Annotated in this window: 24 protein-coding genes; 19 read left to right on the top strand and 5 right to left on the bottom strand. The window is 64.7% G+C overall.

Going from position 1 to position 26,726, the window contains the following annotated elements; all coding sequences use genetic code 11:
- Position 1: 1 nt before the first annotated feature.
- From O3299_RS03745 to O3299_RS03760, 4 genes are all read right to left on the bottom strand, one after another.
- Positions 2-400, bottom strand: a complete 399-nt coding sequence (locus tag O3299_RS03745; RefSeq protein WP_305061541.1) for a bacteriohemerythrin — start codon at positions 398-400, stop codon at positions 2-4.
- 302 nt (positions 401-702) lie between these two features.
- Complete coding sequence (locus O3299_RS03750) at positions 703-858, bottom strand: hypothetical protein (protein ID WP_180278567.1); 156 nt, start codon at positions 856-858, stop codon at positions 703-705.
- 151 nt (positions 859-1,009) lie between these two features.
- Positions 1,010-1,195, bottom strand: coding sequence for a hypothetical protein (locus O3299_RS03755; RefSeq protein ID WP_099402374.1), 186 nt, complete (start codon positions 1,193-1,195; stop codon positions 1,010-1,012).
- A gap of 137 nt (positions 1,196-1,332) precedes the next feature.
- Positions 1,333-3,879 (bottom strand): sulfite reductase flavoprotein subunit alpha, encoded by a 2,547-nt coding sequence (locus O3299_RS03760; protein ID WP_305061542.1) that lies wholly within the window; start codon positions 3,877-3,879, stop codon positions 1,333-1,335.
- Positions 3,880-4,141: 262 nt separating this feature from the next.
- Here O3299_RS03760 and O3299_RS03765 point away from each other — a divergent pair, with 262 nt between their 5' ends.
- The 8 genes from O3299_RS03765 to O3299_RS03800 all read left to right on the top strand — a co-directional run bounded on the left by O3299_RS03765 (position 4,142) and on the right by O3299_RS03800 (position 14,719).
- Positions 4,142-4,654 carry a sigma-70 family RNA polymerase sigma factor gene (locus O3299_RS03765; RefSeq protein WP_369812298.1) on the top strand — a complete coding sequence of 171 codons (513 nt, stop codon included), beginning with the start codon at positions 4,142-4,144 and terminating at the stop codon, positions 4,652-4,654.
- Positions 4,644-5,657 (top strand): FecR domain-containing protein, encoded by a 1,014-nt coding sequence (locus O3299_RS03770; protein ID WP_305061543.1) that lies wholly within the window; start codon positions 4,644-4,646, stop codon positions 5,655-5,657. The genes O3299_RS03765 and O3299_RS03770 overlap by 11 nt, the downstream gene beginning before the upstream one ends.
- A gap of 91 nt (positions 5,658-5,748) precedes the next feature.
- Complete coding sequence (locus O3299_RS03775; RefSeq protein ID WP_305053186.1) at positions 5,749-8,154, top strand: TonB-dependent siderophore receptor; 2,406 nt, start codon at positions 5,749-5,751, stop codon at positions 8,152-8,154.
- Between the two features lie 93 nt (positions 8,155-8,247).
- Positions 8,248-10,596, top strand: coding sequence for a TonB-dependent siderophore receptor (locus O3299_RS03780; RefSeq protein ID WP_305061544.1), 2,349 nt, complete (start codon positions 8,248-8,250; stop codon positions 10,594-10,596).
- A 133-nt stretch (positions 10,597-10,729) separates the two neighbouring features.
- On the top strand, positions 10,730-11,227 hold the full coding sequence (locus O3299_RS03785) for a Fur family transcriptional regulator (RefSeq protein ID WP_180278566.1): 498 nt from the start codon (positions 10,730-10,732) through the stop codon (positions 11,225-11,227).
- Between the two features lie 117 nt (positions 11,228-11,344).
- A complete protein-coding gene (locus O3299_RS03790) occupies positions 11,345-12,445 on the top strand; it encodes a branched-chain amino acid aminotransferase (RefSeq protein ID WP_305061545.1) in 1,101 nt (366 codons plus the stop codon).
- Positions 12,446-12,513: 68 nt separating this feature from the next.
- On the top strand, positions 12,514-13,230 hold the full coding sequence (locus O3299_RS03795; RefSeq protein WP_218965271.1) for a hypothetical protein: 717 nt from the start codon (positions 12,514-12,516) through the stop codon (positions 13,228-13,230).
- A 73-nt stretch (positions 13,231-13,303) separates the two neighbouring features.
- The gene (locus tag O3299_RS03800) at positions 13,304-14,719 is read left to right on the top strand and encodes an MFS transporter (protein WP_305061546.1); all 1,416 of its coding nucleotides are present in this window, start codon (positions 13,304-13,306) and stop codon (positions 14,717-14,719) included.
- A 2-nt stretch (positions 14,720-14,721) separates the two neighbouring features.
- On the opposite strand, the gene O3299_RS03805 is transcribed toward O3299_RS03800, so the two are convergent.
- Positions 14,722-16,356 carry an acyl-CoA synthetase gene (locus tag O3299_RS03805; protein ID WP_305061547.1) on the bottom strand — a complete coding sequence of 545 codons (1,635 nt, stop codon included), beginning with the start codon at positions 16,354-16,356 and terminating at the stop codon, positions 14,722-14,724.
- A 113-nt stretch (positions 16,357-16,469) separates the two neighbouring features.
- Between O3299_RS03805 and O3299_RS03810 the strand changes: the two genes are divergently transcribed.
- The 11 genes from O3299_RS03810 to O3299_RS03860 all read left to right on the top strand — a co-directional run bounded on the left by O3299_RS03810 (position 16,470) and on the right by O3299_RS03860 (position 26,669).
- Positions 16,470-17,171, top strand: a complete 702-nt coding sequence (locus O3299_RS03810) for a Crp/Fnr family transcriptional regulator (RefSeq protein ID WP_251351247.1) — start codon at positions 16,470-16,472, stop codon at positions 17,169-17,171.
- A 62-nt stretch (positions 17,172-17,233) separates the two neighbouring features.
- Positions 17,234-17,827, top strand: coding sequence for a hypothetical protein (locus tag O3299_RS03815; RefSeq protein ID WP_289898927.1), 594 nt, complete (start codon positions 17,234-17,236; stop codon positions 17,825-17,827).
- A 36-nt stretch (positions 17,828-17,863) separates the two neighbouring features.
- On the top strand, positions 17,864-18,250 hold the full coding sequence (locus O3299_RS03820) for a DUF2946 domain-containing protein (RefSeq protein WP_289905462.1): 387 nt from the start codon (positions 17,864-17,866) through the stop codon (positions 18,248-18,250).
- A gap of 62 nt (positions 18,251-18,312) precedes the next feature.
- Positions 18,313-18,909 carry an SCO family protein gene (locus O3299_RS03825; RefSeq protein ID WP_251351250.1) on the top strand — a complete coding sequence of 199 codons (597 nt, stop codon included), beginning with the start codon at positions 18,313-18,315 and terminating at the stop codon, positions 18,907-18,909.
- Positions 18,910-18,929: 20 nt separating this feature from the next.
- The gene (locus O3299_RS03830; protein WP_305061548.1) at positions 18,930-19,400 is read left to right on the top strand and encodes a copper chaperone PCu(A)C; all 471 of its coding nucleotides are present in this window, start codon (positions 18,930-18,932) and stop codon (positions 19,398-19,400) included.
- Positions 19,401-19,522: 122 nt separating this feature from the next.
- Positions 19,523-20,197: a CerR family C-terminal domain-containing protein gene (locus O3299_RS03835; RefSeq protein ID WP_305061549.1), complete on the top strand. Its 675-nt coding sequence runs from the start codon at positions 19,523-19,525 to the stop codon at positions 20,195-20,197.
- Complete coding sequence (locus tag O3299_RS03840) at positions 20,194-21,402, top strand: multidrug effflux MFS transporter (RefSeq protein ID WP_305061550.1); 1,209 nt, start codon at positions 20,194-20,196, stop codon at positions 21,400-21,402. Before O3299_RS03835 ends, O3299_RS03840 begins: the two co-directional genes overlap by 4 nt.
- Positions 21,403-21,501: 99 nt before the next feature.
- Positions 21,502-22,848, top strand: a complete 1,347-nt coding sequence (locus O3299_RS03845) for a DUF3422 family protein (RefSeq protein ID WP_305060012.1) — start codon at positions 21,502-21,504, stop codon at positions 22,846-22,848.
- A 104-nt stretch (positions 22,849-22,952) separates the two neighbouring features.
- Positions 22,953-24,452, top strand: coding sequence for a hypothetical protein (locus O3299_RS03850; protein ID WP_305061551.1), 1,500 nt, complete (start codon positions 22,953-22,955; stop codon positions 24,450-24,452).
- A gap of 64 nt (positions 24,453-24,516) precedes the next feature.
- Positions 24,517-24,909 (top strand): BlaI/MecI/CopY family transcriptional regulator, encoded by a 393-nt coding sequence (locus tag O3299_RS03855; RefSeq protein ID WP_099664459.1) that lies wholly within the window; start codon positions 24,517-24,519, stop codon positions 24,907-24,909.
- Entirely contained in the window at positions 24,906-26,669 is a 1,764-nt protein-coding gene (locus O3299_RS03860; RefSeq protein WP_305061552.1) for a M56 family metallopeptidase, read from the top strand. The genes O3299_RS03855 and O3299_RS03860 overlap by 4 nt, the downstream gene beginning before the upstream one ends.
- Positions 26,670-26,726 lie beyond the last annotated feature (57 nt).

The following is a 26,726-nucleotide window of genomic DNA, read 5'->3' on the forward strand; positions in this document are numbered from 1 at the left end:
GCTAGCTAGGCTGGCGCTGCACCAGCTCCAGCGCCGCCGCCAGGGCCAGGTCCATCGTGGCCTGGTGAAAGATCAGCCATTGCGGCAACAGCGACAGCGCGTGGCGCCCCTGTTCCAGGTCGCCTTCATCGACGGCGGCCCAGGCATGGTGCAGGCCGCTGAGCACGCGCGCATGCTGTTCGCGGTGGTTGGCCAGCGAGGGAAAGGCGATTTGCTCCATCAAATCCTCTTCTTCGCGGAAATCGCGTTCGACGGCCGCGATCAGCTCGCGAAACGCCATGCTGAAATGCTGGTCGCTCAACTGCTGCAGCCGCGCCAGTTCCTGAAACAGCGCCTCATGCGCCTCGTCGATGACGGGAACGCCCAGCGCCATCTCATCCTTCCAATCCGATTTACCCATGCTGATGCTCCAGGTTAAGTCCGTCACGGTGCGAAGCGGACTGTTCCAGTTTGGGCGCAGCAAAGGTGGAAATCCATGATCTGGATCAAAAGTACGGCGAAGAGGGGGAGCAAATCAAGGCAAAAATAAATGGGAGGAGAGAACAAATCCCCACCCGCAAAACAAAGCGGTTTCAACGATGCAATCCACTACCGAGCGCCGCTGAAAAACGCCGCTGGCAAGGCGTCTTTGACGCAGACAGTACGCGAGTACGGCAAGTCAAAGCAACGCAGTCAGCGGTGTTTTCTCAGCCGCGCGTATTGCTATTGCTTGGGCCAGTGGGCCCACATGCCTTGCGCATCGACATTCGGCACCTGCAACTGCTGCCCGGCGGACGTCTGCATCGCGTCGCGCAGCACGAGGGGTACGAGCAGCAAGGCCGACAGGGCAAGGCAAGCCAGCACTTTGAGCGTCAACATGGTCGTCTCCCGGTGTCCCGGCGGCGGCGCGGGGATGCGGCGCCTGCCGGTCACTTCCTTATGTACTACCATGCTTGCAGTTTAGTTCATCTGATTGAAACTTCAATTTATTGCTGTGATGCACCGCACCAGTTCGCCCATTGCCAGGAGCTTATTTCGCCTTGCGGCTGCGCCGCGGCTTGCCTGTCGGGGGCAGGAAGGAATCGAACCACACTTGCGTCAATTGCCGCGTATTTTTCGCCGCTTCACGCTTGACGGCGGCCGTCGCATGGCCGCGCGCCGTGTTGGCGATGCGGTTGGCGGCGCTCAGGTACATGCTCATCCAGGGGTTTTTCATGGGAAGCCTCGCAGACAGTGGGTGGGGCGGCGCGGGTTTGTCGCCCGGCCGCCATGCCCCCACTGTAGTCCGATGGCTGGCGCCGACCGTGCGCCGGCCCACATAGCCGGGCGGCGCCGGCGATGGCTTGAGCCAGTTCAATACACGTCGCGGCGGTAGCGTCCGGCCGCCAGCAGGGCGTCGAGTCCTTCCTGGCCCAGCATTTCTTGCAGTACAGCATCGATTCCTGCCGCCATGCCTTGCAGGCTGCCGCACACGTAGACGATGGCCCCCTGCGCCAGCCAGTCGCGCAGCGTCCCGGCGTTGGCGCGCAGGCGGTCTTGCACGTATTCACGCTTGCCGGCATCGGCGCCATCGCGCGAAAAGACGCGGTCCAGGCGTGCCAGGTGGCCAGCGTCCAGCCAGCCTTGCAACTCTGCGCCGCAGACGCTGTCAAAAGCTTGCTGGCGTTCGCCGAACAGCAGCCAGTTGCGGGCCAGTCCCGCCCGCTGGCGCGCGCGCAAGTGCGAGCGCAGGCCGGCCAGGCCGGAACCGTTGCCGATATAAATGCAGGGCACGTCGACCAGGGCAGGGGCGAAGGCCGGATTGGCTTGCAGGCGCAGGCGGACGGCGGCGTCCAGCGGGGCGAAGCGCGTCAGCCAGCCGGAGCCGAGGCCATGGCCTTGATTCTCCTCGCCCGCATGGCGTTCCTGGCGCACCAGCAACTGCAGTTCGCCATCGGACGGCAGCGAGGCGATCGAGTAGCTGCGCGGCGCGTGATGGGCATTGCTGGCATCGCCATCGCTGCCGTCCGCATTGCAGGGAATGATTTCCGCCAGCGCGCCCGCTTCCCAGCTGGCGCCGGCCGGGCCCGTCAAGGTGATTTCATGCAGTTCGCCGCCCTGGCTGCCAGGGTTGAGCAGCACGCGGCGCGCCAGGCGCCACTCGGCATATGACGCTTCTTCCTGCACGCCGATGGCGTCGATGGCGCTGCCGCTGCGGCGGGCCAGCGCTGTGGACCAGTCGGCCAGGGCGGCGGGGTCGTGCTTGTCCACTTCGATCAGGGGGAACAGGGGCGTGGCGCCCAGCGCCTGCAATTGTTGCGCCAGCGCATGGCCGAAGCCGCAGAAGGCGCTGTAATGGCGGTCGCCCAGGGCCAGCATGCCGAATTCCAGGTCCGCAAGCGGCGTGCCGGAGGTGGCTTGCAGCAGGCGCGCGAAGCGGCGCGTGCCGTCCGGCGCCTCGCCTTCGCCAAAGGTGCTGGCGACGATCAGGGCCCGTTCGTACTGGCGCAATTGTGCGGGATCGAACTGGTCCAGCGATTGCACGTCGACGGCCACGCCCGCCTGCTGCAGGGCGCGCGCGCTTTCCAGGGCCAGGCGCTCGGCCTGTCCCGACTGGCTGGCGTAGGCCACCAGGGTGGGCAAGCCCGTGTTCGCCTGGCCCGGCGCGCCGGCGCCCAGCATGGCGCGCTGCGCCTGCACGGCGCGTTTCGCCTTGCGGCGGCCCAGGTACAGCATCCAGCCCGTGATGGCGAACAGGGGCAGGCCCAGGCTGGCCAGGGTGACGATGATGCGGCCCGGCAAACCAAAATACGTGCCCATGTGCAAGGGATAAATGATGTTGACGAGGCGGGCGCCCAGCGCTTGCTGGCTGTACGGTTCGTTTTCCGTCACCGCGCCGTCGGCCGCTGCAATGCTCATGCGGCTGCGCGCCCGCTCGTGCGGCGCGTCGCTGGCCAGCCACGTGAATTGCACGGCTTCGCCGGCGCGTGTCGGCAGGCGTACGCTGGCCAGTGTCCAGCCGGCCGCGTGCTGCTGGAAGCTGCTCCAGGCCAGGCTGATGTCGACGGCCGGCGCTTCTTTCTTTTCCCTGGACTGGCCTTGCTTGCCGGGCGCCTGCGCCACCCTTGGCGGCTTGCCGGCCCAGGCGTCGATATTGTCGCGCACCACGTCATAGCTCCAGTAAATGCCCGTCAGGGTCAGCGCCACGTAGGCCACCAGGCACCAGGTGCCGGCCACGGCGTGCAGGTTCCACAGGAAGGAGCGGCCCTTCAGGGCAGGGTCGAAGGTCAGCCAGGTGCGCCAGTCCAGCGGACGGCGGGGCCAGCGCAGATACAGGCCGGACAGGGCCAGTCCCAGCAGGCACAGGGCCAGCGCGCCCGCCACTTGCCGGCCCGGATCGCGGGGCAGCAGCAGCCAGCGGTGCAGCGATTCCGTCCACTCGAAAAAGCCCGCGCCCGCCAGCGCCGGCTGGGTCGCGCCCGTGTAGGGGTGGACATAAATGGACTCGCCGCGCCGCTGGCCATTCTTCGGCGCGAAGAAGACGCGTGGCGCCGCGCCCGCTTCGGCATACATGGTGATGGAAGCGACGCGCTGGCCGTGTTCGGCAGCGGCAATGTTGCTCAGCTGGCCAGGCGTCAGCGGCGCGCGCGTTTCCACGGCCACATGGCGCACGCCGGGATTCATGACATCGAGCAATTCATCCTTGAATGCCAGGGTGGCGCCGCTCAGGCCGATGATCACCAGCACCGTGCCGGCCGTGATGCCGATAAACCAGTGCAATTGAAACCACACCTGTTTCCAGCTCCAGTGCCAGCGCCGTTGCGGCGGGTTGGCGGCAGGCTGGCGTTGCTGTTGGCGGGTCTCCGGCGCCTCGTCGGCGCTGGCGCGCAACTGGGGTTGTGGAAGGGAGGAGGTCGTCATGGCGGCTTTCGATGGCGCCGCCATGCAGAGGCGTCAGGCATGGCGGGGAAGAAGGAAGGCTGACATTTTAACGCAAACGAGAATCATTCGCAAATGATGGCGCACTGGCACTGTTGCGCAAAATGTCCGCGCCAGGCCGGGATGATGCTTTTGATAATTTACATCGTCGTGAAATTGTGTGAAAATGAAAATCATTCTCATTCGTGATGCAGTGCTGACCCACTTGACCGGCAAGTATGGCAGCCCCTTTGTTTGTTTGCCCGTGTCCACCATTTCTCCCTCCCTCGATACCTTTAGCGACCTGTACGCCAGCCACCATGGCTGGCTGTATAACTGGCTGTGGCGCAAGCTCGGTTGCCGCGACGGTGCGGCCGACCTGGCGCAGGACACCTTCGTGCGCATGCTGGCGACGCAATCGGCGGACAGCCTGCGCGAACCGCGCGCCTACCTGAGCACGGTGGCCAATGGCTTGCTGGTCAACCACTGGCGCCGCCTGACCCTGGAACGCACGTTCCTGGCGGCCCTGGCTAGCCATCCCGAAATGACGGCGCCGTCGCCGGAAGAGCGGGCCCTCGTGGTCGAAGCCCTGTGCCGCATCGACGCCATGCTCGATACCCTGTCGCCGCGCGCGCGCCAGGCTTTCCTGCTGGCGCAGCTGGACGGCCTGACGTATGCGCAGATCGCCGGCCAGCTGGACGTATCCGAACGCATGGTGAAAAAATACATGGCGCAAGCCATGCTGCAATGCATGCTGTGCATGGATGATGCCGCCTAAGCCAGGCGCCGCCATGCCGCCGGCCGACTACGCCATCCTGCAGGAAGCGGCCGAATGGTTCGCCGTGCTGCGCGGGGACGATGCCGGCCCTGCCGACCAGCAAGCCTGGGAGCGCTGGCATGCCAGTTCGCCCGCCCACCGCGCCGCCTGGCGCAGGGTGGAAGCCGTCAGCGCCGAATTTCGCCAGGTGCCGGCGGAACCGGCGCGCCAGGCGCTCGACGCCGCAGGCCCGCGCCAGAGCGACGCCGCGCGCCGCAGCCTGGTCAAGGGCTTGCTGGCGCTGTGCCTGACGGCCGGCACGGGTGGCGCCGCGCTGCTGCGGCGCGATACGCGCAGCTGGGTTGCCAGCCTGCATGCGGGCGAAAAAACGCCGGTCGGCACCATCCGCCAGCTGGCGCTGGCCGACGGTTCGCAACTGTGGCTGAACACGGCAACGTCCCTCGACATCGATTACAGCGACACGCTGCGCCGCATCGCCCTGCATGGCGGCGAAATCTATCTCGCCTCCGCGCGCGACAGCCGCCAGCCGGCGCGCCCGCTCGTGGTCGACACCGTGCACGGCCGCCTGCGCGCGCTGGGCACGCGTTTCAGCGTGCAGCCGCAGGGCGATGCCACCTTGCTGGCCGTCTACGAGGGCAGCGTCGAGGTGGCGCCCCGCGATGGCGGCGTGCAGCGCATCGTGCCGGCCGGCCAGCAAGTGCGCTTCGGCGACGGTTTCATCGGCGAGCCATACGCCGCCGATCCGAACGGGGCCGCATGGATCGAGTACCGCCTGCAGCCGGAACAGATGCGGCTCGATGATTTCCTCGCGCAACTGTCGCGCTACCGGCGCGGCCATCTGGGCTGCGCGCCCGAAGTGGCCCACCTGCGCCTGGTGGGCAGCTACCCGCTGGCCGATACGGACCGCATCCTGGCGGCGCTGGAAGCGACCTTGCCCGTGAAAATACATCGCCTGCATGACTGGTGGGTGACGGTGGAAGCCCAGCTGCCGCAGTCAAAATAGTAAATGAGAATATTTCTCAAAAAGTAGTTCCCTTTTTGAAAAGTTGTTTGGCAAGGTAGAAGTAAGCTGCTCAACATCAATAAGGAATGCCGTGCCGCCGTACCCTGTCTCCCTGCCGTTTGCCCGCCGTCTGCTGCCGCTGTCCCTGGCCGCGGCGTTGCTGGCCGTGCCTGTCATGCATGCGATGGCAGCGGCGGCGGAAGAGACCGTGCACAGCTTCCGCATCGCCGCCGCGCCCCTGGGCCAGGCCCTGCGCCAGTTCGCGGGCCAGGCGGGAATCTTGCTGTCGGCCGAGGGCGGCTTGACGCAGGGCAAACGCAGCGCCGGCTTGAACGCCACCGTGGCCACGGGCCAGGGCTTGCAGCAATTGCTGGCAGGAACGGGCCTCGTGGCCGTGCAGTTGCCGGACGGAAGTTACATCGTGCGCCTGGCGCCCACGCCCCTGCGCGCGGACCTGGACGGGGAGGGCGCCGGCTTGCAAGTGCTGGCGCCCGTCACCGTGCAGGGCAGCGGCGACGATGGCTACCGCCGTACCAGCTCTTCCGCCGCCAGCCGCAACGACACGGCCCTGCATGACACGCCGCAGGCCGTCAGCGTGGTGAGCCGTGAATTGATACGCGACCAGGACATGCGCACCCTGGCCGACGCCATGCGCTACATGCCAGGCGTGGGCACGGCCGCAGGCGAGGGCAACCGCGATACGGCCGTGCTGCGCGGCAACAGCTCGACCTCGGATTTCTATCTGGACGGCATGCGCGACGACGTGCAGTACTACCGCGATTTCTACAATATCGAAGCGGTCGAGGCCATCAAGGGGCCGAACGCCCTGGTCTTCGGCCATGGCGGCGGCGGTGGCGTGATCAACCGGGCCACCAAGCAGCCGCAGTGGGTCGATGGCGGCGAAGCAACGCTGAGCCTGGGCGCCTGGCGCAACGGGCGCGCCGCCGTCGATCTGCAACAGGTCGTGAAAGGCGACGTGGCCGTGCGCGTCAACGCCATGGCGGAAAACAGCGGCTCGTTTCGCCAGGGCGTCAAGGTGCGCCGCAGCGCCGTCAACCCCGTCGTGGCATGGCGTTTGTCGCCGCGCACCACCGTGCAAGCCAGCTATGAACATTTTCGCGACGACCGCGTGACGGACCGGGGCGTGCCGTCGTACCGGGGCCGGCCGTTCGACACGGACCCGTCCACGTTTTTCGGCATCGCCGGCAGCAGCCCGTCGTGGGCTTACATCGACGCGCTGGGCGTGACCGTCGAGCATGCGTTCGCCGGCGGCGCGGTCTTGCGCAACCGCACGCGCCTGGCCGATTACGACAAGCTGTACCAGAATGCCTTTCCCGGCCCCGTCAGCGCGGATGGGGCCAGCGTGACGGTGCTGGCGTACAACAGCGCCACCTTGCGGCGCAACCTGTTCAACCAGACGGACGTGGAGTGGACGGTCAGCAGCGGCGCCGTGCGGCACCGCCTGACGGCGGGCGGGGAACTGGGCCGCCAGACGACGGACAATCTGCGCAACACCGGCTATTTCACGACCCTGGGCGAGGGCGTCACGCACATCAGCCTGCCCACTTCGCACCCCGTGACGGACTTGCCCGTGACCTTCCGTCCCAGCGCCACGGATGCCGACAACCACGGCGTGGCCGACACGGCTGCCCTGTACCTGCAGGACCAGGTCCGCTTCAGCCCGCAATGGCAGGCGATTGCCGGCCTGCGCTACGAGCGCTTCGCCGTCGATTTCGTCAACCGCCGCAATGGCGCGCGCATCGCCCGCACGGATGCGCCGTGGTCGCCGCGCGCAGCCCTGATCTATCAGCCCATGCCGGCGCTGTCGCTGTATGCCAGCGTCAGCCAATCGTTCTTGCCGCGCGCGGGCGAACAGCTGGCGTCATTGACGCCCAGTAACGCCGTGTTTGAACCTGAACGTTTTCGCAACGTGGAAGCGGGCGTGAAATGGGAAGCCACGCCGGACCTGTCGGCCAGCGCGGCCCTGTACCGTTTGACGCGCAGCAAGGTCGCCGTCACCGACCCGAATGACGCCACGCGGGCCATGCTGGTCGATGGCCAGCGCAGCGAGGGGCTGGAACTGGAAGTGAAGGGCAAGGTCCAACCCGGGTGGAGCATCGCGGGCGGCTATGCCTGGCAGCGGGCCGTGCTGACGGCCACGCAATCGGCCACGGCATTCGAGGGGGCCACGGTGGCCCATGTGCCCCGGCACAGCCTGTCGCTGTGGAACCGCTACGATTTTTCGCCTGCCTGGGGCGCGGCGCTGGGCATCATTGCCCGCAGCGCCGTGTATGCGTCCGTGTCGAATACGGTGGCGCTGCCGGGATTTGCCCGCGTCGACGGCGCCGTCTACTTCAAGCCGCAAGGAAATTTTCAGCTGCAGCTGAATGTGGAAAACCTGTTCAACAGAAAATATTTTGCCTCCGCCCACAGCAACGACAACATCGCGCCCGGCTCGCCCCGGGCGTTGCGCATGACGGCGCTGTGGCGGTTCTAGTTTTGTCGTACCCAAGCAATCAACGAGCCAGCCAGGCGCCACGGCGCAGTAGCCAGCCATAATTTAATCCATCCGATAGAGTGAAAGATAGCGATGACATTGAAAGACCAAGCGGGCGCCGCCAAGCCGGCAGCCCTCATCCGCAGCCGCAAGCACCACACCACTTCCGCGCCACGCATGCATGGCACGGCCCTGGCCGCGTTTGCCACCCTGGCCATGCCGCTGGCGCTGCACGCGCAAACGGTGGACAAGCCGCAGCAGTTGCAGGAAGTCAAGGTCGTGGGCACGGCTGACCGCCTGATCCAGGCGCCCGTCAAATCGGCCAACGACAAGCTGACGGCGCCGCTGCTGGACACGCCGAAATCCGTCACCGTGATTCCTGCCGAAATCATTTCGCAAACGGGCGCCGTCTCGCTGACGGATGCGCTGCGCACCGTGCCGGGCATCACCATCGGCGCCGGCGAAGGCGGCAACCCTGTGGGCGACAACCTGTTCATCCGCGGCTACAACGCGCAAACGGATACGTATATCGACGGCATCCGCGACACGGGTTCCCAATCGCGTGAAATCTTTGCGCTGGAACAAATCGAAGTCGTCAAGGGCCCGAACTCGGCCTACGGTGGACGTTCGTCCGCGGGCGGCGGCGTCAACCTGATCAGCAAGACGCCGAAAGTCGACAATTTCACCAACGCCACCGTGGGCCTGGGCAGCGCCAAGTACCGCCGCGCCACGGCCGACGTGAACCGCGTCATCAGCGACGACGTGGCCGTGCGCCTGAACGTGATGGCGCATGACGCCCACGTGGCCGGCCGCGACTACATCAATGGCGACCGCTGGGGCATCGCGCCATCGATCACCTTCGGCCTGAAATCGGCCACGCAGGCGACCCTCAGCTACTACCACATGCAGTCGAGCGAATTGCCGGACACCGGCTTGCCGTTCAACAACCCGTTCTCGTCGGGCGCGAATGTATCGAAAAACGGCAACGGCACCCCCGTCAACGTGCCGCGCGAGACCTTCTATGGCCTGGTCAACCGCGATTTCCGCGACACGCAAAGCGATATCGGCACCATCGACGTGCGCCACGACTTCGGCAACAAGTTGATTTTGCGCAACGTGACCCGTTACGGCAAGACCAGCAATGACTACGTGTGGACCCAGCCCGACGATTCCAAGGGCAACACCATGCTGTACGGCACCGTCTGGCGCCGCGCCAACACGCGCACGACCGATACGGACGCGCTGGCCAATGCGACCAGTCTGGGCGGCGAATTCCTGGCCGGCGGCGTGAAGCACACCTACACGGTGGGCCTGGAAATCGGCCGCGAGGAAACGGATCGCAGCTCCTATATGTTCAGCCCGGGGACGAACAACCCGCTGGAAAAAGTCGGTTCCAACTGCCCGACCTATGGCGCGGCCACCCTGTACAACTGCGCACCGTTGCTCAACCCGAACGCCAACGACCCATGGGTCTACACGCGCACGGTGTCGCCGGCACGCACGAACATCGTCACCAACACGCGTTCCGTGTACGGCTTCGACACCATCGAGTTCACGCCGCAATGGCTGCTCAACGTGGGCATCCGCTGGGATGACTACAAGAGTTCGCTGAACACGCCGCAATACACGCTCGACGGCAAGACCACCGCCGCCACCAGCGCCAAGGTGCACGCCACCTTCGCCAGCTACCAGGCGGGTCTGGTGTACAAGCCATCGACCAACAGCAGCGTGTATGTTTCCTACGGCACCTCGTCCACGCCACCGGGCAATGACGGCGGCGACGGCATCGACGGCTTGACGGTCGCCATCCAGAACCTGAAGCCGCAGGAGAGCAAGAGCTTCGAGCTGGGCACGAAATGGGAAGTGCTGCCGGGTGGCCGCCTGTCCGTGAGCGGCGCCTATTTCCAGAGCGACATGAGCAATGCGCGCGTGACGGCACCGGACGGCAGCACGCAAAACGTGGGCGACAAGCAAGTCAAGGGTATCGAGCTGGGCGTGAGCGGCAATATCACCAAGGAATGGTCGGTGTTCGGCGGCTACACGCACCTGAACGCCATCGTGGAAAACAATGGCTACGTCAATACGGGCACGACGGCGGTACCCGTGTATGCACCGTCGCCATACAACGGCAACCAGTTCCCGACGACGCCGAAAAACAGCGCCTCGCTGTGGACGTCCTACCTGGTCACGCCCGCCATCACGGTGGGCGGCGGCGTGAACTACGTCGACAAGGTCTATGCCAACGTGGCCAACAACAAGTTTGCCCCGGCCTACACGCGTTTCGACGCCATGGCCAGCTATGTGGTCAACCGCAACGTGACCCTGCAGCTGAACATCCAGAACCTGACGAACAAGCTGTACTTCGACAAGGTTTCCTCGCCACATTACGCTGGCGTGGCACCGGGCCGCTCGGCAACCCTGACGGCCAACATGAAGTTCTGATGTTTGCCGGTTTGAGGTAGCGCAAGGCGCCGTTCCAGTAGTCGGGAACGGCGCTTTTTTTCATTTCCCGGTTCCCTTTTGCGCTTCTCGCTTGGCAATGTCAGTAGAGCAGAACGCACAAGCGGAGAATCCCATGCAAGACATTCAATACCAGGGCGATGGCCGCGTGTTCGAGCGCTTGCGCGCCGTGCGCCTGCGCCCGACCAGCGCGCGCATCTGCATCTTGCAAGTGCTGGCCGGCACGCAGCGGCAAGCGATGAATGCGGAAAGCATTTATCAGCAACTGCTGCACATCGGCATTGCCGTCAGCCTGGGCACGATTTACCGCGTGCTCAAGGAAATGGAGCTGGCCGGCTTGCTGCTGCGCGAGCGCGAGGCTAGCGCCAGCGGCAACAAGGCGCGCTACTTGATCAAGCCCGACCAGGTGGAAACGGACAGCTGCTACCTCGTGTGCCGCGTCTGCGAACGCAGCGTGCTGGTGCAGGATGCGCCGCTGGTGGAGCAGCTGCGCCAGGCGGCGCTGGCGCACGGCATGGACATCGGCGCCAACGTGATTTCCGTGCAGATGCGCTGCAGCCAGTGCGCCGGGGAAGCGCAAGCAGGGCGGGGCAAGCCCTTGCGGGCCGCCTGACGGCGCCGCCTTTTGATGCGGCGCAACATTGCTGCAAGGCCATCCGCCGCCTCGCCGCGCGCATTAGGCGCTACAATAGGGAATCTCTTTATTCTCCCTGACTCGTCTTCTGCTGCCATGACCACTTCCACACCGAATCTCGTCGTCACCCCATCCGCCCACCCCCTGTCCGACGCCGAACGCGCCGCGCGCATGGTCAATCCCGCCTTCGGCCGCATCTTCACCGACCACATGGTGGTGATTCCTTACCGCGACGGCAAATGGCAGCAGGGCGAACTGAAGGCTTACGGCCCGCTGATGCTGGACCCGTCCGCCTCGTCGCTGCACTACGGCCAGGCCATCTTCGAAGGCTATAAAGCGTTCGCGCAGCCCGATGGTAGCATCAAGACTTTCCGTCCGGAACAAAACGCGGAACGCTTCAACCGCAGCGCCGCGCGCCTGGCCATGCCGGCCATCCCTGTCGAGCTGTTCCTGGAAGCGGGCGACGCGCTCATTGCGCAAGACCGCAACTGGGTGCCGAAGAACACGGGCGAGAGCCTGTACATGCGTCCGCTGATGATCGCCACCGATCCTTACCTGGGCGTGCGTCCATCGGAAGAATACCTGTTCGTGCTGTTCGCCTCGCCGGCCGGCGCCTATTTCCCGAAAGGCGTGAAACCCGTCACCGTGTGGATCAGCGAAGACTTCGTGCGCGCCGCGCCGGGCGGCACGGGTGAAGCCAAGTGCGCGGGCAACTACGCGGCCAGCCTGATGGCCCAGTCGCAAGCGCAAGAGAAGGGCTGCGACCAGGTCGTCTGGCTGGATGCCGTGCACCGCGAATTCATCGAAGAAATGGGCGGCATGAACTTGTTCTTTGTCTACCAGGATGGCGAGAAAGTCACCGTCGTGACACCGGAATTGACGGGCACCTTGCTGCCAGGCATCACCCGCCGCAGCCTGCTGGAAATGGCGAAAGACCTCGGCTATGCGATGGAAGAGCGTAAATTGTCCGTCCAGCAATGGCGCGACGATATCGCCTCGGGCCGCATGACCGAAGTGTTCGCCTGCGGCACGGCCGCCGTCATCACCCCGGTGGGCGTGGCCAAGGCCAATGGCTTTGAAATGACCATCAACAACAATGAAAACGGCGCCGTTACGTTGGCCCTGCGCGAAGCGCTGCTGGGCTTGCAGCATGGCACGGCACCGGACACGCATGGCTGGATGCACAAGGTTTGCTGATCAACTTGTTTGATTGATACCGCGCCGGCACTCAGTTGCCGGCGTTTTTATATCTTGAAGGAAACTCGATGAAAATCCGCTCTGTCTTGCCCGCGCTGGCCGCCGTGTTCATCAGCCTGTCTGCCAGCGCCGTCCACGCGGCCGACGCCAGCTGCGCCATTCCCCGCAACGTCAGCTACTACGATTACGACGTCAAGCCGTCGGACGAGAAAAACACGTGCTACAAGCAAAGCACCAACGTGCCCACCGATTACTTCATGCTGGCGCTGTCGTGGTCGCCAGGCTTTTGCGACAGCCAGCGCCGCCGCGGCGCCGTGTCGAAAAAGGCTGCCTTCCAGTGCGCCGATAGCAACCACTTCGGCTGGATCGTGCATGGCCTGTGGGCGCAGTCGAACAACCCGGCCAGCTGCGACGACATTTCCGTGACGCCGCCGCGCAAGACGGAACTGCATCCGCGTTACTGCAAGGGCAATTTGCCGAAGCTGGCGCCGTCCGAGATCCTGCCCTACATGTGCATGCAGCCGGGCGAAGCCTTGCTGCAGGGTGAATGGGAAAAGCATGGCGCCTGCGATTTCGATACGGCCAAGCAGTATTTCGAGAAGGAACGCGAGCTGTTCCAGGCCTTGAAGTTGCCGGACTCCAGCATGCCCAAGAATGAGTTGTTCCAGTGGATGAAGCAGCATAATCCGCAATTGAAGGGCCGCTGGCTCGGCTATGAAAAGCATTCGGGCGAGTTGCGCATCTGCTACTCAAAAGATTTCAAGGTCATCGATTGCCAGAAGTAAGCTGGCCTGTCCTGCAGATTTCTTACATACATGTTAGTGTATTGGCCGGATCAGCAAGATGAACAGGTAGTGTATGCAGCAGTCTATGCGGCAGCAAACGCAAGCCGTGATGGTGGGCGAGGACGGCTTGCCGCCCGGCGCCCGTGTATGGGCCATGCTGGCGCTGGCCATCGGCGTGGGCATGGCTTCGCTCGATACGGCGATCGCCAACACGGCCTTGCCGGCCATCGCCGGCGAGCTGCACACGACGCCCGCCGCTTCCGTCTGGATCGTCAACGTGTATCAGCTGGCCATGGTGGCGACCCTGCTGCCGTTTTCCGCGCTGGGCGAAATTGCCGGCTATCGGCGCGTGTTTATCTCCGGCATGTTCCTGTTTACGTTGGCCTCGCTCGCGTGCGCGCTGGCCTGGTCCTTGCCGTCGCTGGTGGTGGCGCGCCTGTTCCAGGGCGTCGGCGCCAGCGCCATGATGAGCGTCAATACGGCGCTGCTGCGCGCCCTGTACCCTAAACACTTGCTGGGCCGCGCGTTCGGCAACAATGCGCTGGTGGTGGCCGTCGCGTTCGCCATCGGGCCCACGGCCGCCTCCTTGATCCTGGCGACGGCGTCGTGGCCATGGTTGTTCGCCATCAATGTACCCCTGGGCGTGGCCGGCTTCTTCCTCGCCAGCCGCATGCTGCCGGCCACCAAGTTGTCCGGGCATACCCTCGATGCGCGCACGGCGCTGTACAACGTGGGCGCCTTCGGCTTGCTGATTTTATTGTTCGGCGACGCGGCCCACCACGCGGCGCTGTCGACCTTGCTGCCGGAACTGGTGGCCGTGGTGGTGTTCTTTGTCTTGCTGCTGCGCCGCCAGGCGGGGCATGCGGCGCCCATGCTGCCGATCGACCTGTTCCGCCGTCCTCTGTTCTTGCTGTCGTCGCTGACGGCCATCTGCACGTTTGCCGCGCAGGGGCTGGCCTTCGTCTCGCTGCCGTTTTATTTTGAAGTCACCTTGGGCCGTTCGCCCGTCGAGACGGGCTTTTTGATGACGCCGTGGGCCGTGCTGGTGGCCGTGATGGCGCCTGTCGCCGGCCGCCTCAGCGACCGCTATTCGCCGGGCGTGCTGGGCGGCATCGGCCTGGCGGCGCTGGCCGGCGGCTTGCTGACCCTGGTGTGGATACCGGCCCACCCCAGCGTGTTCGACATCGGCTGGCGCATGGCCCTGTGCGGCATCGGTTTCGGTTTCTTCCAGGCGCCCAATCTGAAAGCCATCATGGGCAGCGCGCCGCCTGAGCGGGCCGGCGGCGCCAGCGGCGTGGTGGCCACGTCGCGCCTGATCGGGCAAGCGACGGGCGCGGCGCTGGTCGCGTATTGCTTCACGGTTTCCGCCAGCCGGGGCACGACGTATGCGCTGTGCCTGGCGGCAGGCTTCGCCGCCGTGGCCAGCATCGCCAGCTTCTCGCGCCTGGTGGTGGCGCAGCCGGCGTGGCTGACAGGCAAAGGCGGCTAAACCTAGACGTCGATGGCCTTGTCCGACTGCATGCGCTTGCGCAATTCGAACTTCTGGATCTTGCCCGTCGACGTGCGGGGCAGGGGGCCGAAGTAAATGGCTTTCGGCACCTTGAAACCGGCCAGGTTGTTCTTGCAAAAGGCGATCAATTCCGCTTCCGTCACCGTGCCGCCTTCGCGCAGCTCGACAAACGCGCACGGCGTCTCGCCCCATTTTTCGTCCGGCTGGGCGATGACGGCGGCGGCCAGCACTTGCGGGTGGTGGTACAGCGCGTCTTCCACTTCCACGCTGGAAATATTCTCTCCGCCGGAAATGATGATGTCCTTGCTGCGGTCCTTCAGCTTGATGTAGCCGTCCGGATACATGACGCCCAGATCGCCCGTGTGGAACCAGCCGCCCGCGAACGCTTCCTGCGTCGCCTTTTCATTCTTTAAATACCCCTTCATGCAGATGTTGCCGCGGAACATGATCTCGCCGATCTGTTCGCCGTCGGCCGCCACGTGCTGCATGGTTTCCGGGTCGATCACGGCCACGGCGCTTTGCAAGTGGTAGCGCACGCCCTGGCGCGACTTTAAAACGGCGCGTTCTTCCTGCGACAGGGCCGCCCACTCGTCCTGCTCGGCGCAGATGGCGGCCGGGCCGTACACTTCCGTCAAGCCATACGAGTGGATCAAGTCGAAACCCATGGCTTCGATCTTCGCCACCATGGCCGCCGGCGGCGGCGCGCCAGCCACCATGCCGCGCACGGTCCAATCGATGCCGTCGCGCCAGTTGGCGGGCGCGTTGGCCAGCGCCGCGTGCACGATGGGCGCGGCGCAATAGTGGGTGATGCGCAATTCGCGCATCAGGTCGAACACGAGCTTCGGCTCGAACTTGCGCAGGCACACGTTGACGCCGGCGCGCGCGGCCACCGTCCACGGGAAGCACCAGCCGTTGCAGTGGAACATCGGTAATGTCCATAAATACACGGCATGCTTGGGCATGTCCCACTCTAATATATTCGACAGGGCGTTCAGGGCCGCGCCCCGGTGGTGGTAGACGACGCCTTTCGGGTCGCCCGTGGTGCCGGACGTGTAGTTCAGGGCGATGGCGTCCCACTCGTCGGCGGGCGGCTGCCAGTCGTAATCGGGGTCGCCGCTGGCCAGCAAGCTTTCGTAGTCGAGGTCGGAAAAGGCGTCCACTTCCGGTCCCAGCACGTCGTTGACCTGGACCACGCGCAAGCCGGGAATCTGCGCCGCCATCTGGCGCGCCAGCTCGGCGAATTCCGTGTCGGCCAGCAAGACCTTCGCCTGGCCGTGGCGCAGCATGAAGGTCAGCGAGGCCAGGTCGAGGCGGATGTTCAGGGCGTTGAGGACGGCGCCGGCCATCGGGACGCCGAAGCTCGCTTCCACCATGGCAGGCGTGTTTGGCAACATCACGGCGACCGTGTCGCCTGTGCCCACGCCCAGTTTGATGAGACCGGATGCCAGGCGGCGCGTGCGCGCATACGTTTCGCGCCACGTCTGGCGCACGGCGCCATGTGCAATTGCCAGGCGATTGCCATATACTGCCGCTGCCCTGGCGATATAGTCGAGCGGGGTGAGGGCGGCGTAGTTGGCGCTGTTTTTGCCGAGGCCGGTATTGAAATCAGGTGTCATGCTTGTCTCCTGGTAAATAAAATTCTATAGCTCCCTGTTTCGGGATTGATACCGGTTAGCATAGCACCGGTGCTGGAAAATCACTGTCATCTTAGTGACAACTGAAGGGTGGAATGGATAGCAACGATAGTGTAGGCCTTGCCGTGCCAGAACTCGACAGCCACGACTGGTTCACGGCCCTCGACGCGCGGCATCAGACCCTGTTGCGCGCCGACAGCGTGCTGCGGCATTACGAGGCGGGCGCCTTCATCACGCGGCGCGGCGAACCGTCGGCGCACTGGATCGGCGTGCACACGGGCTTGATCAAGCTGGCCGTCTACAACGCCGATGGGCGCGGCGCCACGTTTTCCGGCGTGCCGGCCGGCGGCTGGTGCGGCGAGGGCAGCGTGCTCAAGCGCGAACTGCGCCGCTACGACGTGGTGGCCGTGCGCGCATCGAGCATCCTCCTCGTGCCGGTGGACCTGTTTCACCTGTTGTTGGCCGAGAGCCTCTCCTTCAATGCCTTCGTCATCCGCCAGTTGAACGAGCGCATGGGCCAATTCATCGCCACCATCCAGAACCAGCGCCTGCTGGCCGTCGACGCGCAAGTGGCGCAAGCGATCGCGCAACTGTTCCACCCCATGTTATACCCGCGCACGTCCAGCGTGCTTGAGCTGTCGCAGGAAGAAATCGGCTTGCTGACGGGCATTTCGCGCCAGCGCGTGAATCAGGCGCTGGGCCACTTGGCCGAGCTGAACCTGATCAGCATCGCCTACCAATCCATCCGCGTCGTCGACCTCGACGGCTTGCGCCGCTACGGCGTGGCGTCGCTGTGATGACAGACCCGGCGCGCGATGTGTGGCATGCTGGCGGCTCGTTCACCACCTTGACCTGACGCATGGCCCTCGTTTCCGATCATCCCTTGCATTTGCTGGGCTTGCGCTTTCCGCTCCGGCTGCGCGTTACCGTGCGCCAGGGTTTTGTGACTTTGCACAATGAAATCGCCACCAAGAAACTGGCCAGCGGCGACAGTTTCGTCGTGCCCGCCTTCTTGCGCTTTGCCTGCGACGTGATGCCGGGGCGGGGCAAGCCGGCCGTGTTCACCCTGGCGCTGGAAGGCGATGAGGCGGAGGGCGGCCACGGCGGCGGCAAGCGCTGGAGCCAGGCGCTGGCGCAGCACATCTTTGATACGCCGCAAGGCAAGTGGACGGCGGCCCGCCTGGCGGCCCTGTGGCAAGTGACGCCGCACAAGGCCAGGGCGCGCCTGTTTGCCGAGGGCGAGGCACTGCTCAGTCTGGTGCGCGAACAACGCCTGGCGCACGCGCTGCACACGGCGGCGCAAGCGGATGCCGACGACGAAGACGGCGAACGCGACCTGGCGCAAGTGGCGGCCGGTTCCGGCTTTGCCTCGATCCCCGCGTTTTGCGACGCCTGCGTGGACGTGGCGGGCGTGCGTCCCAGCCTGTTCCTGCGCGGCCCGGCGCCCGGATAGCCAGACTCCGTTATAATCGGGGCCATGGGATCATTATTGAAGCGCAAACAGTGGCATATGTGGTTCGCCTGCCTGGCGATACTGCTCAATGCGCTGTCGCCATCCCTGTCGTATGCGTTTGCCTCGCTGCACGCCAACGCGAACAATGCCGCCGTCGAGATCTGCTCGGCCAGCGGCGCCGTCTACACGCAAGCGGACCTGGCGCCGGCCGCCAAGTCCACCACCGATTCCGTGCTGCACCACATCGAGCATTGCCCGTTCTGCATGAGCCATGCGGGCAGCGTGGGCTTGCCGCCGCCGTCGTCATCGACGCTGCCCGTCATCACGGGCCACGACCTGTATCCGCCCCTGTTTTACCAGGCGCCGCGGGCCCCGTTCGCGTGGCTGGCCGCCAGCCCGCGCGGCCCTCCTGCGGCTGCCTGAACGCAGCCGTCACGCTTTCCACGTCTTAACTGTATCCACTACGCCCATCGGGCCAGAATGCCATGAAACGTCGTCTTTTCCTTCTCGCCGGCACGGCGGGATTGCTCACGCTTGCCGCTTGCGAACAAGCGCCCAAACCCCATTACAACGGTCTCGACTTGACGGGAGGCGATTACAAGCCCGACTTCAAATTGAGCGGCCCCGACGGCAAGGTCTACACCCTGGCCGACTTCAAGGGCAAGTATGTGATGGTTTTCTTTGGCTTTACGCAATGTCCGGACGTTTGCCCGACGGCCCTGTCGCGCGCGCTGGAAATCCGCCAGAAGCTGGGCGCCGATGCCGACAAGCTGCAAGTCATCTTCATCAGCATCGACCCCGAGCGCGATACGCCCGAGTTGCTGGGCGAATACATGCGCGCCTTCGACCCCAGCTTCCTCGGCTTGCGCACGGACCCGCAGGCGACGGCGCAGACGGCCTTCAATTACAAGGTCTTCTACCGCCGCGTGCCCAGCGGCAGCTCGTACACGATGGACCACACGGCCATCAGCTATGTGCTCGACAACGAGGGGCGCATGCGCCTGGGCTTGAAGCACCAGTTGACGGGCGACGAGTGCGTGCAGGACATCAAGACCTTGATGAAATCGAAATACACCTTGTAACTATCACGAAAGGAATAATCATGACCCATGTCAAAAACCTGCTGGCCGCGGCCCTGACCGTGCTGTCCTTCTCCGCCGTTGCCCAGACGTCCGTGCAAATCACCGACCCGTGGGTGCGCGCCACCGTGCCGCAGCAAAAAGCCACGGGCGCCTTCATGCAGATCACGGCGCCGAAAGCCATGCGCCTGCTGGAAGTGCGCTCGCCCGTGGCGGGCGTGGCGGAAATCCACGAAATGAGCATGACGGACAATATGATGCGCATGCGCCAGGTCAAGGAAATCGCCTTGCCAGCCGGCAAAGCCGTCGAATTGAAGCCGGGCGGCTACCACGTCATGCTGCTGGAACTCAAAGGACAGGTGAAGGCGGGCGACAAGATTCCGCTGACCCTCGTCGTCGAAGGCGAGGACAAGCGCCGCGAAACCATCGAAGTCAATGCCGTGGCACGTCCGCTGGGCGCCGCCTCGGCCCCGATGCCGGCCATGAAGCATTAAGCTGTCGATACGCCCTTGAAAAGCCCGGTTCGCCGGGCTTTTTTGCGTCCGCCTGAAAGTTAAACGGCTGTTTGATATAATCCCATCCAATATTAAACAGCTGTTTAAACGATGGGAATGGCATGACGGAAGAAAAGAGAAGCGACCAGGAAACGGAACCGGCCCGCGCGCGCATCCTGCAAGTGGCGGTCCAGCTGTTTGCCGACGAAGGTTACCGGCTCGCGTCCGTGCGCCGGATTTGCGAAGCGGCCCACGTCAACGTGGCGATGGTTAATTATTACTTTCATGGCAAGGAAGAGCTGTACCTGGCCGCCTTCGACCATGCGCGCGCGCTGGCGCGTGCCTCGGCCGCTGCCGCGCCGGACGCCGGCACTGCGGCGGCCGTGGCGCCCGTGGAACAGTTGCGCCTGGCGATACAGTCGATGGTATTCGACATGCTGCGTCCGGGGCCGGCTTCGCTGTTCAGCCGCCTGGTGGCGCGCGAACTGATCGAGCCGACGGCCGCCATCCACATGCTGGCAGACCGCGATGTGCGCGCGCACCATGCGCTGTTTACGGGCTTGATCCGTGGCGTGGTGGGGCAGGCCATGCCGGCGGACGTGGTGCAGAAATGCGTGTTCAGCGTGATCGGCCAGGCCGTGTTCTACTCCCGTTCGCGCATCGTGCATGAACTGGTGGCGCCGGAAATCACCTATGACGAGGCGGGCACCGCCAGCATCGCGCAGCATGTCGCCGCGTTTTCGCTGGCCGCCCTCGATGGCTTGCGCCGTCAGCATGCCGCGCAGGCGCTCGCATGACGGCGCGCAACCTGACCCTGGTGCTGGCCGGGCTGGCCATGCTGGGCCCGTTCGCCACGGATACCTTCCTGCCGTCGTTTCCCGCGATCGGCACGCATTTCGACGTCAGCAGCGTGCTGGTGCAGCAGACCCTGAGCGTCTACCTGGCCGCGTATGCCTTCATGACCTTGTTTTACGGCACCTTGTCCGACTCCTTCGGCCGCCGTCCCGTGATCCTCGCTTCGCTGCTGATCTTTGCCGTCGGCTCCATCGGCGCCGCGTTCGCGCCCAGCTTTGGCTGGCTGTTGTTCTTCCGCGGCATGCAGGGCGCCTCGGCGGGGGCGGGCAGGGTGATCGGGCAAGCCATCGTGCGCGACAGCTTGTCGGGCGCGGCCGCGCAAAAGATGCTTGCCAATATCATGATGGTGTTCGGCATCGCGCCCGCCATCGCCCCCATCATCGGCGGCTGGCTGCACGTGGCGTATGGCTGGCAATCGACGTTCGTCTTCACGTTTTCCGTCACCGTGCTGCTGGCGCTCGCCTGCCTGAAAGGCTTGCCGGAAAGTTTAGCCGTCGAGCAACGCCAATCCTTCCACCCAGGCAACATCGCGCGCAATTACTGGCTGGCCTTGCGCCACCGCGCTTTCCTGCTGCGTTCGCTGGCCGTGGCCTTCGCCTTTGGCGGCTTCGCCCTGTACATCGCGTCCGCGCCGCATTTCATCCTGGAACTGCTGCGTTTGCCGGAAACGGCGTTCGGCTGGATGTTCATCCCCATGGTGGCGGGCCTGGTGGGCGGCTCGGCGCTGTCGGGCAAGCTCGCCCATGCGGTGAAAAGCACCGTGCTGGTGCGCTGGGGCTTGCTGGCCATGGCGGCCACGGGCGCGCTCAACATAGCCTACAACCACTGGTTCGCGGCCAGCATCCCGTTCGCCGTCGTGCCCGTGATGCTGTATGCGTTCGGCATGTCGCTGGCCTTGCCGGGCATGACCATGTCGACGCTCGACATCTTCCCGCAGATGCGGGGCCTGGCCGCATCGTTGCAAAACTTCGTGCAAATGCTGGTGTTTGCGCTGGTGTCCGGTTTTGTCGCACCGTTGCTGTTCGACAGCGCATTGAAATTGGCGCTGGGACAGGCTTCGGCCGTGGCGCTGGCCGCGTTTTTCTGGTGGCTGGGCACGCGCCAGGACGCGGCGCAGGGCGCGATGGGAGTTGTTAAAACGGCATGAGTGGAGTTTGAAAAGGATGGCATGCTTTCTGCTTTGTTACACTGTGACAATCAGACCCGCGCGGGTCTAAGCAGTTTTGCAACTTTACCTTTGGCTATCATGCACTTGATTAACTCCAGTTTGAACCACGCCTTGCGCGTGCCGCTGGCCGCGGAAATCCACTCGCGGCCATTCTTGCAGCTCGACGCCCCCGAGCTGATCACCCATCTGGCCGTGTATAAAGATGACAGCGCGGCGCCCGGTGCGTCGAATATGGCGGCCCAGCACGCCACCCTGGCGGCCCTGTGCACGCATTTCGGCGTCACGCCCCCAAGCACCGAAGCCAAGTATTTTTACTACGACTTCGGCCGCTTCCGCCTGAAATGGGAATGCCACACGGAATTTGCCACCTTCACCTTCGCCGAGCATCCTGGTACCGCCTTGCCCCTGGAGCAGGCGTTCGAGCGCATGCCGCTGGCGCAATTGCCGCAGCAGTGGCTGGCGGGCTTGAAGGGCAAGCTGATGGTGGCGGCGCACGTGGTGCTGGAGCAAGCGACCGAGCCGGCCGAGATCTTCATGCAAGGTTTGTCGCGCGTGTTCGAAGGCAATACCCTGGCCGGCAGCAAGGTATTGCAGGGCGGCGAATTGTGGACGGATTTCACCATCCAGTCCGACGGCTTCAGCCGTTTCGTCATCCGCGACGCGGGCATGCGTTCGCAGCAGTCGGGCCGCTTGGTGCAGCGCGTGCTGGAAATCGAAACCTACCGCATGATGGCCTTGTTGGGCCTGCCTTACGCCATGCAGGCGGCACCATCCTTGAATGCCATCGAGAATGAACTGGCGACCCTGGCGGCCGCCATGGTGGACACGGACGATGCGCCGGGCCTGGTCAAGGCCGACGAAGGCGTGGCCGAGCAAGCCTTGCTCGACCGCATCACGCGTTTGGCGGCGCGCATTGAAAAGCTGTCGCTCGACAATAGCTACCGTTTTTCCGCCTCGAAAGCCTACATGGGCCTCGTCAAGGCCCGCATCGACGAGTTGCGCGAAGTGCGCATCGAAGGCATCCCCACGGTCGAGGAATTCATGGACCGCCGGTTGACGCCCGCCATGAATACGTGCGCAGCGATGGCCAGCCGCCAGGAAGCGATGGCGCAGCGCATTGCCAACACGAATGACTTGCTGCGCACGCGCGTGGGCATCGTGCAGGAATTGCAGAACCGGCAAATCCTGCAATCGATGAACGCCCGCGCCGCGCAGCAGCTGCGCCTGCAACAGGCGGTGGAAGGCTTGTCGGTGGCCGCCATTTCGTATTACGTGATCGGCCTGTTCAGCTACACGGGCAAGGCGGCCAAGGTGCTGGGCCTGCCTGTGAATCCGGAAATCCTCGTCGGCGCGCTGGTGCCGTTCGTGGCGGCCGCCGTGTGGCTGGGACTGCGCCGCATGCACCACAAGCTGCACGCGGACTGAACAGGACGACATCGCGCTGTCATTTTTGCTATCTTTCAACATTCGACCGTCAGGTGTTTTGAAAAGGAAGTTGCGTGCTAGCGAATGTTGGAGATGTTTACAGTGTGTTTTCGCCCGAGCTGCAGCAGTATGTGGCTTGCCAGGTCACCCGCATCAAGGATGCATCCTCGTCCAGGCCGGTAGCTGCCGTGCTGGAGCTGGACTGGACCGGCGACGCCTTGCCCGATGCGGCGGCCGTGCAAGCCATGCGGCCGCTGCTGTGCGATTATTTCTTTTGGAACAATCGCCACGATCACTGCTATGCCACGGCGAACGTGCCGCCTGGCTATACGCTCGTTGGCAATATCGCGCCGCTGGTGGATGTGGAAGTGAACAGCTACCGCAGCGCCTGGTACGTGGGCGACAGCGTGCTGCGCCAGCGCAACTGGGAGCGCATCGATCCGCTGCGGCGCCAGCAGTTCAAGGCCGCGTCGGACAAGCGTGAAGTGACCTTGGGCGGCCATGTCTTCCGGCAAGACGCGACGAAAATCAATGACAGCGTCCTGCAGGCGCTGGGCGACGTGTCCGAGCTGGAGCAACTGCCTTGCCTGATGTCGATCGAGACTGGCAATGGCACGCAAGCCTTGATGGAGTTTATCCAAGGCAACCCCTTCATCAATGAGCTGGACTGGCAATCATCGACGGTGCATGCGCTCGATTTCAGCGGCAGCGGCCTGGAACGCCTGATCCTGCAGCCCGATGGCGTCACCAGCCTCGTCTTGAACGAAGGCTTGAACCTTCTCGCGCTGGACAGCGCGCCATCGCAGGCGCTGCGCATCGAAGATGGCGCCGATGGCCGCCACCTGACACTGCAGTGCAAGCACGCGCTGCCGCCGTTCCACGGTCTCGGCCAGCTGGGCGGCCTGTCGCTGATCGGCATGAAGGAAGTTGATCTGGCGCAAGTGGCGCGGCGTTTTCCCCATCTGACCTCCTTGCGCATCTGGGGTAAACCGGGAATGGCGTCGCAGATGGCCAGCCTTGCGCAGCTGACCCGGCTGCGGACGTTCACCGCCTATGACTTGTTCGGATTCACGGCGGAGGAGTTTCCATCGGCCGCACAATTGCCGCAGCTGTCGGCCTTGTGGCTGACCAGCTTGCCCGCCGATGTCGCCAAGGCCATCAAGGCCGGCTACAAGAAAGCGGCGGCGCAGGGACTGGACTTATCGGTCACCAAGGCGCGCAAGCCGGAATGGCTGGCTGAAAACCTGCTCAACCCGTTCCGCGACTGGGATGGCCGCGAGCAAATTTCCCCTGCGTATGCGAAAAAGGCGGCGCTGGCGTACAAGAACATGCTGGCCGTGACGCGCAGCATCGATGCGGCCATGGCGGCGACGGCGGCTGCCGCCGCGCTGGAAGCGATGGTCGCCGCCTATGTGGAGGCATTCAACAAGATCGAACGGCGCGCCAGCATCATCGAGACGGTCGAGCGCGAGGAAATCTACACGGTGCTGGCGGAATTGCTGGCCCAGCTGCGGCAGCAATTGCAGCAAGCGGGCGGGCAGGGGGCTGGGCTCGTCGACGAGGCGGCCTTGCTGGAATTGTTCGACCGCTTGCGCGAATTCTAGGCCAGTCTGGCATTCTAGAAAAAAAGTTCTAGACAGGGCATTCTAGAATGGGTATTCTAGCGTCATGCTAAAAAATACCTCCACTCCCCATCCCACGGCCGCCGAACTGGACCTGCTGCGCATCCTGTGGCAGCGCGGTCCGTCCGACGCCCGCGCCGTGTACGACGCCCTGGCCGCGGAGCGTGCCGACGCCAGTTACGCCACCGTGCTGCGCCAGTTGCAATTGATGCATGGCAAGGGCTTGCTGAGCCGCGACGAAAGCCAGCGGCCGCAGCTGTATGCCGCCGTCGAAGCGCAGGAAAAGCTGCAGACCAGCTTGCTCAAGGACTTGATCGGCAAGGTGTTTTCCGGTTCCGGCAAGGCGCTCGTGCTGACGGCGCTGCGCGAGCACGTGAGCGACGCGGAACGCCTGGAAATTGAAAAAATTCTGAGCAGCAAGGATGGCAAGGCGCCATGAACCTGGACATGCACCTCGGCATCGATGTGGGCAACCTTGTCCCCGCGCTGGGCTGGGTCTTGCTGTATTTCGTCTGGCAGGGCTTGATCGTCGGCGCCGTATCTGCCGTATTGCTTTGGCTGCTGCGCCACGCCAGCGCGCGCTGGCGCTATGCCGTCTGCGCGCTGGCGTTGCTGCTGTGCCTGTGTATTCCCTTTGTGCACCTGCTGTCTCTGCTGTCGGGCGTCTCGCCGGCCCGGCTGCCGGTGGATGCGCCGCCCGCCTGGCGCGCGGCGCTGCAAGCCTGGATGCCGGCCCTGGTGCTGGCCTGGAGCGCGGGCGTTGGCCTGATGAGCTTGCGCCTGTGCCTGGGCTTGGCCTGGGTCGGCAAGCTGCGCCGCCAGGCGGTGGCTGCGCCGGCCATCTGGCAGGGCCGCCTCGATGCGCTGGCGCAGCGCATGGGCTTGCGCCGCAGTGCCCCGATTCCGCTGAAATTGCATGCGGGCCTGGCCAGTCCCGTCACCGTGGGCTTCTGGCGCCCCGTCATCCTGCTGCCGGCCGCCTTGCTGAGCGGCATGCCCGTCGCCTTGCTGGAAGCGCTGCTGGCGCATGAACTGGCCCACGTGCGGCGCTGGGATTACCTGGTCAATCTGTTGCAAAGCGTGGCCGAGGCACTGCTGTTTTTTCACCCCGTCGTCTGGTGGCTGTCGGCGCGCATGCGGGCCGAACGGGAACAGGTGGCCGACGCCCTGGCGGTGCAAGCGCTGCAAGACCCGCAACAGCTGGCCACGGCGCTGCATGCGCTGTCCGTGCACGCTGCCGTGCCGCAGCATTCCGGCCTGCTGATGTCGGCACGGGGCGGAGCCTTGCTGACGCGCATAGAACGCCTGATGGCACCCGGTCCGGACACGGCCAGCTGGAAACTGGCCGTGCCCGCCTTGTTGCTGGCTTGCGCCACCTTGCTGCTGCAGGTGCAGGGCAAGCCCGCCGTCAACGGGGCGACCCTGGCCGAGGCCGCCTCCGGCATGCTGGCCTTGCCCGTCAGCGCGAAACACATGCTGGTGTTCGATGACGCCAGCGGCAAGGTGCTGATGGCGAAGGATGCGGACACCGTCGTGCCCATCGCCTCGATCACCAAGCTGATGACGGCCATGGTGGTGCTCGATGCGGGCCTCGACCCGGAGGAACAGCTGCGCATCGTGCGCGCCGATGGCGACGCTTCCATGCAGCGCCACAGCCTGCTGGCCGAGGGCGTGGCCGTGTCGCGCGGCGCGCTGTTGCAACTGGCGCTGCTGCCATCCGAAAACCGCGCCGCCGCCGCGCTGGCGCGCACTTATCCCGGTGGCAGCGTGGCGTTTCATCAAGCCTTGCAAGCGAAGATACGCCAGCTGGGTTTGACGCGCACCACCCTGACGGACCCGGTCGGCAGTTCGCCCGCGAATACGTCCACGGCCAGCGAAGTGGCGAAGATCGTCGCGGCAGCCGCACGCTATCCGGACATCGCGCGCATCACCAGCCACCCGCAGGCGAGCGTGGCCGTCAATGGCAGGACGCGCACCTTGCACAACACGAATCCCTTGGTGGGCGGCAAGGGCTGGGACATCTTGCTGTCCAAGACGGGCAGCAGCAACGCGGCGGGCAGCTGCCTGACGATGCGCATGCGCAGCGGCGGCAAGCACGTCACCGTGGTGCTGCTGGACGCCGCCGGCGCGCAGCGGCGCTCGCTCGACGCCGGACACATCCGCGACACCCTGGCCGACAGGACCGGCCGCATGCATTGATACCCCCCCGGGCGCGCCAGTGCGGGCGCCCTTCTTTTTTTACACTCTGGAGATGAA

The sequence above is a fragment of the Janthinobacterium sp. SUN176 genome, from assembly GCF_030587335.1.
Classification (GTDB): domain Bacteria; phylum Pseudomonadota; class Gammaproteobacteria; order Burkholderiales; family Burkholderiaceae_D; genus Janthinobacterium; species Janthinobacterium kumbetense.

Coding starts and splice junctions, on each gene's coding strand:
- O3299_RS03745 (WP_305061541.1), bottom strand. CDS start 400: ATGGGTAAATCGGATTGGAAGGATGAGATGGCGCTGGGCGTTCCCGTC.
- O3299_RS03750 (WP_180278567.1), bottom strand. CDS start 858: ATGTTGACGCTCAAAGTGCTGGCTTGCCTTGCCCTGTCGGCCTTGCTG.
- O3299_RS03755 (WP_099402374.1), bottom strand. CDS start 1,195: ATGAAAAACCCCTGGATGAGCATGTACCTGAGCGCCGCCAACCGCATC.
- O3299_RS03760 (WP_305061542.1), bottom strand. CDS start 3,879: ATGACGACCTCCTCCCTTCCACAACCCCAGTTGCGCGCCAGCGCCGAC.
- O3299_RS03770 (WP_305061543.1), top strand. CDS start 4,644: ATGCCGCCTAAGCCAGGCGCCGCCATGCCGCCGGCCGACTACGCCATC.
- O3299_RS03780 (WP_305061544.1), top strand. CDS start 8,248: ATGACATTGAAAGACCAAGCGGGCGCCGCCAAGCCGGCAGCCCTCATC.
- O3299_RS03785 (WP_180278566.1), top strand. CDS start 10,730: ATGCAAGACATTCAATACCAGGGCGATGGCCGCGTGTTCGAGCGCTTG.
- O3299_RS03790 (WP_305061545.1), top strand. CDS start 11,345: ATGACCACTTCCACACCGAATCTCGTCGTCACCCCATCCGCCCACCCC.
- O3299_RS03795 (WP_218965271.1), top strand. CDS start 12,514: ATGAAAATCCGCTCTGTCTTGCCCGCGCTGGCCGCCGTGTTCATCAGC.
- O3299_RS03800 (WP_305061546.1), top strand. CDS start 13,304: ATGCAGCAGTCTATGCGGCAGCAAACGCAAGCCGTGATGGTGGGCGAG.
- O3299_RS03805 (WP_305061547.1), bottom strand. CDS start 16,356: ATGACACCTGATTTCAATACCGGCCTCGGCAAAAACAGCGCCAACTAC.
- O3299_RS03810 (WP_251351247.1), top strand. CDS start 16,470: ATGGATAGCAACGATAGTGTAGGCCTTGCCGTGCCAGAACTCGACAGC.
- O3299_RS03815 (WP_289898927.1), top strand. CDS start 17,234: ATGGCCCTCGTTTCCGATCATCCCTTGCATTTGCTGGGCTTGCGCTTT.
- O3299_RS03825 (WP_251351250.1), top strand. CDS start 18,313: ATGAAACGTCGTCTTTTCCTTCTCGCCGGCACGGCGGGATTGCTCACG.
- O3299_RS03830 (WP_305061548.1), top strand. CDS start 18,930: ATGACCCATGTCAAAAACCTGCTGGCCGCGGCCCTGACCGTGCTGTCC.
- O3299_RS03835 (WP_305061549.1), top strand. CDS start 19,523: ATGACGGAAGAAAAGAGAAGCGACCAGGAAACGGAACCGGCCCGCGCG.
- O3299_RS03840 (WP_305061550.1), top strand. CDS start 20,194: ATGACGGCGCGCAACCTGACCCTGGTGCTGGCCGGGCTGGCCATGCTG.
- O3299_RS03845 (WP_305060012.1), top strand. CDS start 21,502: ATGCACTTGATTAACTCCAGTTTGAACCACGCCTTGCGCGTGCCGCTG.
- O3299_RS03855 (WP_099664459.1), top strand. CDS start 24,517: ATGCTAAAAAATACCTCCACTCCCCATCCCACGGCCGCCGAACTGGAC.
- O3299_RS03860 (WP_305061552.1), top strand. CDS start 24,906: ATGAACCTGGACATGCACCTCGGCATCGATGTGGGCAACCTTGTCCCC.